12 protein-coding genes and 1 pseudogene are annotated in these 12,374 nt (G+C 65.2%); 6 read left to right on the forward strand and 7 right to left on the reverse strand.

Features of this window, described 5'->3' with window-relative positions; genetic code table 11:
* Positions 1 to 183: 183 nt before the first annotated feature.
* The gene (locus QOJ24_RS13025) at positions 184 to 1,104 is read right to left on the reverse strand and encodes a 3-oxoacyl-ACP reductase (protein WP_526261753.1); all 921 of its coding nucleotides are present in this window, start codon (positions 1,102 to 1,104) and stop codon (positions 184 to 186) included.
* Between the two features lie 13 nt (positions 1,105 to 1,117).
* Positions 1,118 to 1,309: a ferredoxin gene (locus QOJ24_RS13030; RefSeq protein ID WP_067077361.1), complete on the reverse strand. Its 192-nt coding sequence runs from the start codon at positions 1,307 to 1,309 to the stop codon at positions 1,118 to 1,120.
* Between the two features lie 176 nt (positions 1,310 to 1,485).
* Between QOJ24_RS13030 and QOJ24_RS13035 the strand changes: the two genes are divergently transcribed.
* The 4 genes from QOJ24_RS13035 to QOJ24_RS13050 are packed head-to-tail and all read left to right on the forward strand — an operon-like array spanning position 1,486 to position 6,063.
* A complete protein-coding gene (locus QOJ24_RS13035; RefSeq protein WP_526261755.1) occupies positions 1,486 to 2,667 on the forward strand; it encodes an acyl-CoA dehydrogenase family protein in 1,182 nt (393 codons plus the stop codon).
* Between the two features lie 18 nt (positions 2,668 to 2,685).
* Positions 2,686 to 3,783 (forward strand): acyl-CoA dehydrogenase family protein, encoded by a 1,098-nt coding sequence (locus tag QOJ24_RS13040; RefSeq protein ID WP_526261757.1) that lies wholly within the window; start codon positions 2,686 to 2,688, stop codon positions 3,781 to 3,783.
* Between the two features lie 23 nt (positions 3,784 to 3,806).
* Complete coding sequence (gene fadD17 / locus QOJ24_RS13045) at positions 3,807 to 5,327, forward strand: long-chain-fatty-acid--CoA ligase FadD17 (protein WP_526261759.1); 1,521 nt, start codon at positions 3,807 to 3,809, stop codon at positions 5,325 to 5,327.
* Between the two features lie 10 nt (positions 5,328 to 5,337).
* Positions 5,338 to 6,063 (forward strand): helix-turn-helix domain-containing protein, encoded by a 726-nt coding sequence (locus tag QOJ24_RS13050; RefSeq protein WP_526261761.1) that lies wholly within the window; start codon positions 5,338 to 5,340, stop codon positions 6,061 to 6,063.
* On the opposite strand, the gene QOJ24_RS13055 is transcribed toward QOJ24_RS13050, so the two are convergent.
* The 4 genes and pseudogenes from QOJ24_RS13055 to fadD19 all read right to left on the reverse strand — a co-directional run bounded on the left by QOJ24_RS13055 (position 6,003) and on the right by fadD19 (position 9,554).
* Positions 6,003 to 6,395 (reverse strand): VOC family protein, encoded by a 393-nt coding sequence (locus tag QOJ24_RS13055; protein ID WP_526261763.1) that lies wholly within the window; start codon positions 6,393 to 6,395, stop codon positions 6,003 to 6,005. The two genes, QOJ24_RS13050 and QOJ24_RS13055, sit on opposite strands and share 61 nt — an antisense overlap.
* A 47-nt stretch (positions 6,396 to 6,442) precedes the next feature.
* Positions 6,443 to 6,753 (reverse strand): annotated as a pseudogene (locus QOJ24_RS13060) (amidohydrolase family protein); the annotation flags it as partial.
* Between the two features lie 20 nt (positions 6,754 to 6,773).
* The gene (locus QOJ24_RS13065; protein WP_526261765.1) at positions 6,774 to 7,895 is read right to left on the reverse strand and encodes an NAD(P)H-dependent flavin oxidoreductase; all 1,122 of its coding nucleotides are present in this window, start codon (positions 7,893 to 7,895) and stop codon (positions 6,774 to 6,776) included.
* Complete coding sequence (gene fadD19, locus QOJ24_RS13070) at positions 7,896 to 9,554, reverse strand: medium/long-chain-fatty-acid--CoA/3-oxocholest-4-en-26-oate--CoA ligase (RefSeq protein ID WP_526261767.1); 1,659 nt, start codon at positions 9,552 to 9,554, stop codon at positions 7,896 to 7,898.
* A 63-nt stretch (positions 9,555 to 9,617) separates the two neighbouring features.
* On the opposite strand from fadD19, the gene QOJ24_RS13075 reads away from it, so the two are divergent.
* Positions 9,618 to 10,418: a crotonase/enoyl-CoA hydratase family protein gene (locus tag QOJ24_RS13075; protein WP_526261769.1), complete on the forward strand. Its 801-nt coding sequence runs from the start codon at positions 9,618 to 9,620 to the stop codon at positions 10,416 to 10,418.
* Positions 10,419 to 10,501: 83 nt separating this feature from the next.
* Positions 10,502 to 11,155 carry a nitroreductase gene (locus QOJ24_RS13080; RefSeq protein WP_526261771.1) on the forward strand — a complete coding sequence of 218 codons (654 nt, stop codon included), beginning with the start codon at positions 10,502 to 10,504 and terminating at the stop codon, positions 11,153 to 11,155.
* A gap of 21 nt (positions 11,156 to 11,176) precedes the next feature.
* On the opposite strand, the gene QOJ24_RS13085 is transcribed toward QOJ24_RS13080, so the two are convergent.
* Positions 11,177 to 12,373 carry a cytochrome P450 gene (locus QOJ24_RS13085; RefSeq protein WP_526261773.1) on the reverse strand — a complete coding sequence of 399 codons (1,197 nt, stop codon included), beginning with the start codon at positions 12,371 to 12,373 and terminating at the stop codon, positions 11,177 to 11,179.
* Position 12,374 lies beyond the last annotated feature (1 nt).

Consider the following 12,374-nt stretch of genomic DNA (forward strand, 5'->3'; position numbering starts at 1 on the left):
TCCACCCCTGCGTCGCTCGCAACTCTTAGTGAGCCGGATCATACTAACTAGAACGTGTTCGCAGTGTCAAAGGCGACGAATTGAGACAATAATGCAGCCTATGTCCAGGTCAGACGAGGTGTGATCCAGGTCATCATGGAACGTGTTCTAGCTGTCTCTCGGCCGTGGGTCACCAGGTATCCCCTAGGGATTTCCCATCAGGTTCATAGCTGAGAATCCCTGTTCGAGGGCACGGCCAGCAAAGAACTCGCGCAGCGTCCCGCTCAGCTCTTCAGGCGCCCACGCGGAGCTGTCTGCGGTGAATTGCTGTTCCACGGTCGGTGGGGCCACCAAGGTGACCGTCGGACCGTACACGATGAACACCTGGCCGCTGACGCCGTCGGACGCGGGCGATGCGAGGAACCGCACCAGCGAGACGACGTGCTCCGGTGACAGGCTGTCGATCTCGCCTGCCGGAACGTCCGGTGCATCACCGAACACATCTGCGGTCATCGCGGTTCGTGCGCGCGGGGCGATGGCGTTCGCCCGTACCCCGTAGCGCTCGAGCGCTCTGGCGGCCGTCAGCGTCAGCTGGATGATGCCGGCCTTGGCCGCGCCGTAGTTGGCCTGGCCGACGGGTCCGGTGAGACCCGCCTCCGACGACGTGTTGATGATTCGGCCGTAGACCGAGCCGTCACCTTCCTTGGCCTTGGCGCGCCAATACGTTGCCGCGTTGCGGGTCAACAGAAAGTGCCCGCGCAGGTGCACGGCGATGACGGCGTCCCAGTCCTCGTCAGACATGTTGAACAGCATCTTGTCTCGGGTGATGCCCGCATTGTTGACGACGATGTCGAGCCCACCGAGGCTTTCGGCGGTGGCGACGAGCTCGTCTGCGGTTGCCCGCACACTGATGTCCCCCTCGACCGCGACCGCCTTCGAGCCGGCCGCAGCGATCTCGTCGAAGACGTCGGACTTGTCCAGGGCCGCCGCCATGTCGTTGACGACGACGGTCGCACCCGAGCGGGCGAGACCGATCGCCTCCGCCCGGCCAAGGCCCGCTGCCGCTCCGGTCACCACCGCGACTCGGCCGGAAAGATCGGTCAGGTCGTCTTCTTGTGCGCTCACTTAATGAATACCTCTAGTCCTTGCGAAGCAATGCGGCGCGCGGGCATTCTGCGATCGACTGCTCGGCCAGGTCCTCCTGGTCGGCGGCCACCGGATCCTGCTTCACCACCGCGTAATCCTCGTCGTCCAGATCGAATAGGTCAGGTGCGATTCCCACGCAGACGGCGTTACCTTCACACCGATCACGATCAACTTCAACTCGCACGACAACCTCCTAGCGTGGCGCTCCGACGGGCTGTTCCCGGGGAGCAACCAGAATACGACCAGGTCGACAAACTGCTGACGGGAACTGTCGCTGGACCCCAAGACTAGAACGTGTTACAACCGGGGTGGCAGATTGGGTCTGCTTCTTTAAGATTTTGCGACGTTAAGGACGAGGCGATGCGGATCGGCTACACCCCTGAGCAAGAGGAGTTGCGCCGCGAGCTGCGTGCCTACTTCACCAAGCTGATGACCCCCGAGCGCGCCGAGGCGCTCAGTTCCAGCGACGGGGAAATGGGCCGCGGCAGCGTCTACCGCGACACCGTCGCCCAGATGGGCAAGGACGGCTGGCTGACCCTGTCGTGGCCCAAGGAGTTCGGCGGTCAGGAGCGCCCGCCGATGGACGGGCTGATCTTCAACGACGAGGCGTCGATCGCCAACGTGCCGGTTCCGTTCCTGACCATCAATAGCGTGGCGCCGACGATCATGGCCTACGGCACCGACGAGCAAAAGAAGTTCTTCCTACCCAAGATCGCGGCGGGCGAGCTGCACTTCTCGATCGGCTATTCGGAACCCGGCGCGGGCACCGACCTGGCCGCGCTGCGCACCACGGCCGTGCGCGACGGCGATGACTATGTCATCAACGGCCAGAAGATGTGGACCAGCCTGATCGCCTACGCCGACTACGTCTGGCTTGCGGTGCGGACCAACCCAGAAGCCAAGAAGCACCGGGGCATCTCGATGCTTATCGTGCCGACCACCGCAGAGGGCTTCTCCTGGACGCCCGTGCACACGATGTCAGGAGTCGACACCAGCGCGACCTACTACCAGGACGTCCGGGTGCCCGCCACCAGCCTGGTCGGTGAGGAGAACGCGGGATGGAAGCTGGTCACCAACCAGCTCAATCACGAACGGGTGGCGCTGGTTTCGGCGCAGCCGATCTTCTCGGCACTCGACGGGGTCCGCGAGTGGGCGCAGAACACCAAGGACGCCCACGGCAGGCGGCTGATCGACTCCGAGTGGGTGCAGCTCAACCTCGCCCGCGTGCACGCCAAGGCCGAGGTGCTCAAGCTGATCAACTGGGAACTGGCCTCTACCGAGGACGCAGCCCCCTCGCCCGCAGATGCGTCGGCCGCGAAGGTGTACGGCACCGAGTTGGCCACCGAGGCCTACCGGCTGCTGATGGAGGTGCTCGGCACCGCCGCGACGGTGCGCACGAATTCTCCCGGCGCGCTGTTGCGCGGCCGGATCGAGCGGATGCACCGGTCCTGCCTGATCCTGACGTTCGGCGGCGGCACCAACGAGATTCAGCGCGACATCATCGGCATGGTCGCGCTCGGCCTGCCGCGAGTGAACCGTTAAGGAAAGCAGAGACACCACATGGACTTTTCACGACCTGAAGCAGCCGAGGATCTCGGCGGCCTGGCACGCACCATCACCGACTCGCTGTGCACGCCGGAGCGCCAGCGCGAGCTGGACGGGCTAAACGAGCGCTTCGACGACGTCCTGTGGGCCAAGCTGCGGGACGCAGACATCCTGTCGACTACGGCACCGGAGTCGTTGGGCGGCGGCGGTTTCGGAGTACTCGAGCAGGTCGCGGTGCTCGTCGCGCTTGGCAGGCAGATGGCTGCGGTGCCCTACCTCGAGTCGGCGGTACTCGCTGCGGGCGCACTGGCGAAGTTCGGCAGCAAGGAACTCCAGCAGGCGTGGGCAGTGCCCGCCGTCGCCGGCGACAAGATTGTCTCCGTAGCTCTCGATGGCGACATGGGTGAGGGTCCCGTCCAGGGAACTGCCAACGGCGACGGCTATCGGCTCACCGGCACCCGCACCCAGGTGTTCTACGGGCCGCTCGCCGACGCCTTCCTGGTTCCCGCCGAGACCGATGCGGGCACCAAGGTCTTTCTGGTGGCTAAAGATGATTCGGGAGTGACGGTCACCTCACTGAAGACCACCGGGCACGGCAGTGTCGGGCTCCTTGAATGCCACGGCGTCGAACTCGGCGCCGACAGGGTGGTCGGGGATGGCGAGGTCGTCTCGTGGTTGACCACACATGCCACCCTGGGCCGCAGTGCATTTCAGCTCGGCGTGGTCGAGCGGGCCCTGGAGCTGACCGCGCAGTACGCGCGTGAACGCGAGCAGTTCGACCGGCCGATCGGCAGCTTCCAGGCGGTGTCGTCCCGGTTGGCTGACGGCTACATCGACGTCAAGGCACTACGCCTGACCGTGACTCAGGCGGCATGGCGACTGTCGGAGGGTCTTCCCGCGGAGCTTGATGTGAACACGGCGGCGTTTTGGGCAGCCGAGGCCGGCCACCGCGTCGCGCACACCACGGTGCACGTGCACGGAGGCGTCGGCATCGACACCGATCACCCCGTCCACCGCTACTTCCTGGCGGCCAAGGAGACCGAGTTCGCCGTCGGCGGCGCCACCGGGCAGCTGCTGCGCATCGGTCGGGAACTGGCTGACACACCGGCTTGAATCTTCGCCGGACGCAAGGAGCAATGAACCCGTTGTCGGGAAGCGCTCTTCCCACCGTATCGTCGCTGATCGCGCCGCTGGCCGACGTCGATGATCGCGGTGTGCATTTCGAGGAGTCGTTCACCTCGTGGCGCGACCACATCAAGCACGCCGCTGCGGTGGCTGCCGCCCTGCGCGCACGGATGGACCCGGAGCGCCCGCCGCATGTGGGCGTTCTGTTGCAGAACACACCCTTCTTCTCGGCGTTGCTCATCGCCGCAGGCCTGACGGGGATCGTGCCGGTGGGCCTCAACCCCATTCGTCGCGGCGCGGCACTGCAGCGCGACATCCGCCACGCGGATTGCCAAGTCGTACTTGCTGATTCGGCGTCGGCGGCGGTGGTGGGCGGTATCGACCACATCGATGTCGACTCGCCCGCCTGGGCGGCCGAGGTCGCGGCGCATCATGACGCGGCGGTGACGGTGCGCACGGCCGATCCCGCCGATACGTTCATGCTGATCTACACCTCGGGCACCAGCGGTGACCCCAAGGCGGTGATCTGCAGCCACGGCAAGGTCGCGATCGCCGGTGTGATGATGACGCAGCGATTCGGCCTTGGCGCCGACGACATCTGCTATGTGTCGATGCCACTTTTCCATTCGAACGCGGTACTGGTCGGCTGGGCGGTGTCGCTGGCGTGCCAGGGCTCGATGGTGTTGCGGCGAAAGTTTTCTGCGTCGCAGTTCCTGCCCGACGTCAGGCGCTACGGGGCGACCTACGCCAACTACGTCGGCAAGCCGCTGTCCTACGTGCTCGCGACGCCGGCGCGTCCCGACGACGGAGACAACCCGCTGCGTGCGGTTTACGGAAACGAGGGCGCGCCTGCCGACGTCGACCGGTTTGCGGACCGGTTCAACACCCTGGTCGTCGACGGATTCGGCTCAACCGAGGGCGGGGTGGCGATCGGCCGGACCCCGGACACTCCGCCGGGCGCGTTAGGTCCGCTGCCGGAGGGGACCGAGATCATCGACGTGGACACCGGCGAGCCGTGTCCGCCCGGTGTCACCGGTGAGATCGTGAACGCCGCCGGGGCCGGACGTTTCGAGGGCTACTACAACGACCCTGGCGCCGACGCCGAACGTATGCGTGGCGGGGTTTATCACAGCGGCGACCTCGGATACCGCGATGAGAACGACTATGTGTACTTCGCGGGCAGGCTGGGCGACTGGATGCGCGTCGACGGCGAGAACCTGGGTGCCGCGCCGATCGAGCGGGTACTGCTGAGGCATCCCGACGTGATCGAGGTGGCCGTGTACGGAATCCCGGCGCCCGATGTGGGAGACCAGATCATGGCCGCTCTGCTGCTGGCGGATGACGCCGACTTCGACGTCGATGCGTTCCGCGAGTTCCTGGCCGAGCAGACCGACCTGGGGCCCAAGCAATGGCCGGCGTTCGTGCGGGTCGCCGCCGAGCTTCCGCGCACCGAGTCGTTCAAGGTCATCAAGCGTCAGCTGGCCGCAGAAGGCCTTACCACCAATGACGTGGTCTGGCCGATTCGGCGCTAACCTTGGTGAGGTGGGCTACCGCGACTTCCCACCTCCACCGCACCTGCGCGAGCTCGTCGAACGCGCGTGGGTGGTAGACGGACCACCCGAGCCGGTCCGCGTCCTCCCCGATGGCTGTATGGACCTCATCCGGATGTCGGACCGGATCGTCGTCGCCGGTCCGGACACCACCGCCTTCGTCACCGCCAGGGGGCGAGAGAACTTCGTGGGCTTGCGATTTCGGCCGGGAGCCCTACCCCGGTTGCTCGGCGTTCCGGCAGACGAGCTGCGCAACGAACGCGTCCCGCTGACCGACATCGGTGTCGAATGCGCACCGGACGGCTCGCTTGTCGAGCTGGCTACTGCACTCGCCTCCGATGATCCGGCGAAGCAGACGGCCCCATGGTCGCTTCGCCAGCTGAGCCAGATCACCAAAAGTCTCGACAACGGCGCCCCCGTAAGCGAAGTGGCACACCGCGCGGGCTGGTCGAACCGGACGCTGCAACGTCAATGCAGGGCGGTGTACGGCTACGGACCCGCGACGCTACGCCGCATACTTCGGTTCCGTCGCGCGGTCCGACTCCTCGACAGCGGGATGCCCATCGCCGACGCGGCGACCACGTCCGGCTACGCCGACCAACCTCATCTACACCGCGAAGTCCGTGACCTCACCGGTATGTCGCTTGCGGCGCTGCGTCAGGGCAGCGGGCAGAAGAGGTCGACCGACGTGCCGTCGGGATCGGTGACGGTCGCGTAGCGCTGGCCCCACGGAGCGTCGAAAGGCTTCAGCGCACCGGGATGCCCTGCAGCGGTGATCTTCTCGAAGAGCGCATCGACGTGAGCCGGTTCACTGACTGCGAACGCGACAGCGACCCGGCCCTGCTGTGTCGGCGGTGTCCACCCCGGGTGCATCCCCGCAATGATCTCTTCGTCGTCGAAAGCCAACGCGTTGCCGCCCGGAAGGTCGACCTCCACATGAGGGCCGTCCGGTTGGGGAACGTCGAGCCCTAAGAGCCGGTAGAAATCGAGCGCGCTGGCCAGGTTCTTGGTCGCGATCTCCAGCACGGTCGATGTGATGCGAATGTCCATAAGGGTCAGGTTAGGCCGGCGGACCGATCGCGTCGTGAACAATTCGGACGCCATTCGCGAACGGCCGCCATCGGGTTGTCGAGGTCCACGGTCGCCAGACCGGCAAAACTGTTGGGATACTGGGCGACCCACGCGGCAACCTCGTCGTTGGACACCAAATCGAGCCCGTTGGGCCCGCGCCATGCCGACAGCAGTCCGAAGTCCACCCCGGCGGCGTCCATCGATGCAACCGTGGCCTCGATCGGCACCCGGAGTCCTTCTGCGGCATCGCGCCGCCGGTCCAGCGCCGCAGCGACGCGAGCATGTCGTGGCCGAGGAAGCGAACGGTGGGGTGCTGCATCCAGACGTCGATGGTCATATGACCCGACTGTAGACGCGCTAATCCCCCCGGATGTCGTCGAGTTTGCGGGTCGCGTCCTCGAAGCCCTGAACCAACTCGGCGATGATGTCGGCGACCGGCCGGATCTCGTTCATTGTTCCGACGATCTGACCGACGGGCATCGCGACAGCGCTCGGATCGGCCGACTCGCTCATCCGCTGGTGCGCCTCGCTGACGAGGATGTTCTGCAGCGGCATCGGCAACGGCTCGGGCGCGTCCTGCGCATCCCAGGCATCCGTCCACCGGCTCTTCAGCAGACGCGCGGGCTTGCCGGTGTAGATGCGCCGCCGCACGGTGTCACTGGATGTCGCGCCGAGCAGCGCCTGCTGGATCACCGACGTGCCTGCATCGGTGCGAACGCCGAGGTCATACTCGGCCGACGTCAGGAACGCCGACCCCATCCACACACCCTGCGCGCCGAGCGCGAGCGCGGCCGCGACCTGCCGCCCGGTCCCGATGCCGCCCGCGGCAAGCACCGGAGCCCGGCCAGCAAGGGCGTCAACGATTTCCGGCCACAGCACCATCGAGCCGATCTCGCCGGTATGGCCGCCCGCCTCATGCCCCTGTGCGACAACGATGTCCACGCCGTTGTCGACGTGACGCTGCGCATGTTTGGCGCTGCCCGCCAGCGCGGCAACCGGGACACCGGCCCCGTGCACCTGGTCGATGACGTCTTTGGGCGGTGAGCCCAGCGCGTTGGCGATCAACTTGATCGGATGCTTGAGCGCGACCTCGACGTGCGACCGGGCAACCGAATGCAGCCAGCCGAGCACCCCTGCGGAACGCTCTTCGTCGTCGGGCAGCGGAGGCACCCCGAGGTCGGCGAGCGTTTTGTCGACGAACTCGCGATGCGCCTGGGGGATCAGCTTGTTGATATCGGCGGACGTGCCCTCGGTCGGGATTTTGGCGGGCATCACGATGTCGACACCGTAGGGCCGGCCTTCCGTGTTCTCGTCCATCCAGTTCAGGACACCCTCGAGTTCGTCGGGGTCGTTGAACCGGACGCAGCCGAGCACGCCGAGACCGCCCGCCTTGCTGACCGCGGCCGCCACCTTCTCCGACGGGGTGAAGACGAAGATCGGGTAGGTGATGCCGAAGCGGTCACACAGATCGGTGTGCATCTACGTGCTCGCCCCCGCATGTTTGGCGTGGACGTCGTCGGCAGGACGCTCTTCGGTGGTGTCCTTGGCCCAGCGGTAGTCGGGCTTGCCCGCAGGGGTGCGGTGGATCTCGTCGACCCACCAGACCTTTCGCGGCACTTTGTAACCCGCGATCTCCTGACGCACGAACGTGTCCAGCTCGGCGAGGGTCGGGTTGGTGCCGGGACGGCGGTGTACGACCGCGGCGACACAGTTGCCGTAGCGCTCGTCCGGCACGCCGACCACCAGCGCGTCGAACACGTCGGGGTGGCCCTTGAGTGCGGCCTCGACTTCCTCGGGGTAGATTTTCTCGCCGCCGCTGTTGATCGACTGCGACCCGCGGCCGAGCATCGTGACGCTGCCGTCCGCGTCGACCTCGGCGTAGTCGCCGGGGATCGCATAGCGAACGCCGTTGAAGGTCTTGAATGTCTCGGCTGTCTTCTTCTCGTCCTTGTAATAGCCGACCGGGATGTTGCCCTTCTTGGCGATCAGTCCGCGCACGCCGGAGCCGGGCTTGACCTCGTTGCCGTCCTCGTCGAGAACGACTGTGCGCTGGTCGATTGTCACCCGCGGCCCGCCGGTGTGCGACTGACCCTTGGCCACGATGCTGGTGCCCCCGAAACCAGTTTCGGAAGACCCGATGGAATCGGTGATGATCCGCTCCGGCAGCAGTTCGAGAAACTTCTCCTTGATGCTCGTGGAGAACAACGCGGCCGTGCTCGCCAACAGGAACAAGCTCGAAAGGTCGGGTTCGTGGCCGACATCGTGCAACGTCGTCAAGGCGTCGAGTAGCGGACGCGCCATCGCGTCTCCGGTGAAGAACAGCAGGTTCACCTTGTGCTTCTCGATTGTCCGCCACACCTCGTCGGCGTCGAATTCCGGTGCCAGCACGGTTGTCTGGCCGGAGAACACCGACATCCAGGTCGCCGACTGGGTAGCGCCGTGAATCATCGGCGGTATCGGGTACCGGATCATCGGCGCATTCGCAGCGGCGGCCTTGGCGAGGTCGTGCTCGCCGGAGACGAACTCGCCCGTCGCGAAATCGGTGCCGCCGAACAACACCCGATAGATGTCTTCATGGCGCCACATCACGCCTTTGGGGAAGCCGGTGGTGCCGCCGGTGTAGAGCAGGTAGATGTCGTCGGCGCTGCGCTCGCCGAAATCGCGCTCGGGTGAGCCCTTCTCGAGTGCCGCGTAGAACTCGACACCGCCGTAGCGCTGATAGTCATCGTCGCTGCCGTCTTCGACCGACAGGATCGTCGTGACATTCGGCGTCTCGGGCAACACATTGGCGACCCGGTCGGCGTAGCGGCGTTCATGCACCAACGCGACCATGTCGGAGTTCTCGAACAGATACTTCAACTCGCCCTCGACATAGCGGAAGTTGACGTTGACCAGGATAGCGCCCGCCTTGACGATGCCGAGCATCGCGATGACGATCTCGATGCGGTTGCGGCAGTACAGGCCGACTTTGTCGTCCTTCTTCACACCCTGATCGATCAGGTAGTGCGCGAGGCGGTTGGCCTTCTCTTCCAGCTGCGCGTAGGTCAGCTGATCGTCGCCGCAGATCAGGGCGACGCGGTCTGGCACGGCATCGATGGCGTGCTCGGCGAGGTCTGCAATGTTCAGGGCCACGGACACCAAACTAGAACGTGTTACATTTCGTGACAAGTCTGTGGCATCGATGCAGGAAGGCGGACATCCGTGAGCGATCCCGACAAGGGCCCCGACGCCCTCATTGAGCAGCGCGGACACACGCTGATCCTGACGCTCAACCGCCCGGAGGCACGTAACGCGCTTTCCACCGAGATGCTCTCGATCATGGTCGAGGCCTGGGACCGCGTCGACAACGATCCCGAAATCAGAAGCTGCATCCTGACCGGGGCGGGCGGCTACTTCTGCGCGGGCATGGACCTCAAGGCTGCGACGGCCAAGCCGCCGGGCGACTCGTTCAAAGACGGTAGCTACGACCCGTCGCGCATCGACGCGCTGCTGAAGGGCCGCCGGCTGACCAAGCCACTGATCGCGGCCGTGGAGGGACCCGCCATCGCGGGCGGCACCGAGATCCTGCAGGGCACCGATATCCGCATCGCCGGCGAAAGCGCAAAGTTCGGCATCTCCGAGGCCAAGTGGAGCCTGTACCCGATGGGCGGCTCCGCGGTCCGGTTGGTCCGCCAGATTCCCTACACCGTGGCATGCGATCTGCTGCTGACCGGACGGCACATCACCGCGACCGAGGCCAAGGAGATGGGGCTGGTCGGATACGTCGTCCCCGACGGTTCGGCACTGGAGAAGGCCATGGAGATCGCCGAGGTGATCAACAACAACGGTCCGCTCGCGGTGCAGGCGATCCTGAAGACGATCCACGAGACCGAGGGCATGCACGAGAACGACGCCTTCAAGATCGACACCAAGATCGGCATCGGCGTATTCATCTCGGACGACGCCAAGGAAGGCCCGTTGGCCTTCAAGGAGAAGCGCGCGCCCAATTTCCAGATGAAATGACTTCCGAAACACGCCGCTTCGCGGCCCGGAATTAAACGCTTGTTGAAATCGTTTCGACTGGTATATCTAGTCGAGAGGCCATCATGAATGACCTGGAACAGGCGATCAACGAGCGGCATTCAACCCGCATGTTTCTCCGGGACAAGGTCGTGCCGCCCGAGTTGATTCAGGAGGCACTGACGCTCGCGATGCGGGCGCCCTCGAATTCCAACATCCAGCCGTGGCAGCTGGTGCTCGCAACGGGCCCGGGCCGCGACCGGCTCGTCGAAGCCCTGCTCGAAGTGGCGGCGGTCGAGTCACCGGCTGTGCCGGTGCTGCCGGAGTCCTTCGCACACATGCGTCGCGACCTCGGGGCGCTGGTGTACGGGTCGATGGGCATTCCCCGTCACGACGCCGAGGCCCGACGCATTGCGGTGCTGCGCAACTGGGAGTTCTTCAGGGCGCCGGTTGCCGGAATCGTATGCATGCACCGCGATCTCGACTACGTCGACGCACTGGGCGTCGGCATGTTCATCCAGACCCTGCTGCTGGCATTGACGGCTCGAGGACTCGGGACGTGTGTGCAGGTGTCGATCGCCGGCTACCCGGAGGTCGTTCGCGAGCAGTTGAACATCAGCGACGACATGCGCATCCTGTGCGGCCTTGCCGTCGGCTACCCGGACCCCACCTTTCCGGGCAATGCAATACACGTGCCACGCAATCCCATCGAGTCGAACGTGGTGTTCGTCGACCGGTGACCCGGGTGCGCAGCTTGGGCGCTAGATGTTGAGGGGCTTTGTCGGGCTGAACTTGACCGGCATCTGTTCCAGGCCGCTGACGAAGTTGGCCGGACGAAGCGGCAGGTCCGCGTCGGACGCCAGCTGCAGGTCCGGCAACCGCTTGAGCAGCCGCTCCTGCATCAATGAAAGCTCAAGGCGGGCAAGCTGGTTCCCCAAACAGAAGTGGGTGCCGAAGCCGAACGCCAGATGGTTGTTGGGATAGCGGGTGATGTCGAACCGTTCGGGATCGGAGAACACCGTCTCGTCGAAGTTGGCGGACTCGAAGAGCAGGATCATTTTCTCGCCCTCCTTGAGTCGGGTGCCATGGAACTCGGTGTCGGCGGTGATGGTGCGGGCCATGTTTTTCACCGGGGCGGTCCAGCGCAGCATCTCCTCGATCGCGTTGGCCAGCAGGCCCAGGTCGTTGATGAGACGCTGATGCTGATCGGGGTGGCGCAACAGCTGTCGGGTTCCGCCCGACAGCGTGTGGCGGGTGGTCTCGTCGCCGCCGATCAACAGGAGCAGCACCTCGGTGACGATCTGGTGGTCCTCTAGCTTCTCCCCTTCGACCTCGGCGTGCACCAGGACGCTGACGAGATCGTCGGTCGGTTCGGCCTTGCGCTCGGTGATCATGCCCATCATGTACTCGCTGTACGCCGCGAACGCATCCATCGTGATCTGCATCTTCTCGGGATCCGCGGTGCTGCTCAACGCGCCGACGAGGTCGTCGGACCAACGCAGGAACATCTCTCGCTCGTCGGGACGGACGCCCAGCATGTCGCCGATGACCGCCATCGGCAGCGGTGCGGCGAGATCCCAGACGAAGTCGCATTCGCCGCGTTCGCAAACCGCGTCGATCAACGTATCGCACAGTGAAATGATGGATCCCTCAAGGTCTTTCACGCGCTTGCGGGTGAAGCCGGAGTTGACGAGCTTGCGCCGCAGCAGGTGCTGCGGGTCGTCCATCTCGATCATCATCTCGACGCCCGGCTGGTCGGGTCGGATGCCGCCCGCGTTGGAGAAGAGCTCGGGACTGCGCTCGGCCTCGATGACGGCCGCATACGAGGCGGCGGCGGCAAGCCCGTTGCGATCCCGGAATACCGGTTCGTTCTCGCGCATCCACTTGTAGACGGATCGGGAGTCGCCGGCGTAGAAGTCGCCGTCGGTCAGGTCAACGTCTGGTCTGGTGTCGGTCATG

The organism is Mycobacterium sp., from assembly GCF_032159775.1.
In the GTDB taxonomy this organism is placed as follows: Bacteria; Actinomycetota; Actinomycetes; order Mycobacteriales; family Mycobacteriaceae; genus Mycobacterium.

Coding starts and splice junctions, on each gene's coding strand:
- QOJ24_RS13085 (WP_526261773.1), bottom strand. CDS start 12,373: ATGACCGACACCAGACCAGACGTTGACCTGACCGACGGCGACTTCTAC.
- fadD17 (WP_526261759.1), top strand. CDS start 3,807: ATGAACCCGTTGTCGGGAAGCGCTCTTCCCACCGTATCGTCGCTGATC.
- QOJ24_RS13040 (WP_526261757.1), top strand. CDS start 2,686: ATGGACTTTTCACGACCTGAAGCAGCCGAGGATCTCGGCGGCCTGGCA.
- QOJ24_RS13055 (WP_526261763.1), bottom strand. CDS start 6,395: ATGGACATTCGCATCACATCGACCGTGCTGGAGATCGCGACCAAGAAC.
- QOJ24_RS13080 (WP_526261771.1), top strand. CDS start 10,502: ATGAATGACCTGGAACAGGCGATCAACGAGCGGCATTCAACCCGCATG.
- QOJ24_RS13065 (WP_526261765.1), bottom strand. CDS start 7,895: ATGCACACCGATCTGTGTGACCGCTTCGGCATCACCTACCCGATCTTC.
- QOJ24_RS13035 (WP_526261755.1), top strand. CDS start 1,486: ATGCGGATCGGCTACACCCCTGAGCAAGAGGAGTTGCGCCGCGAGCTG.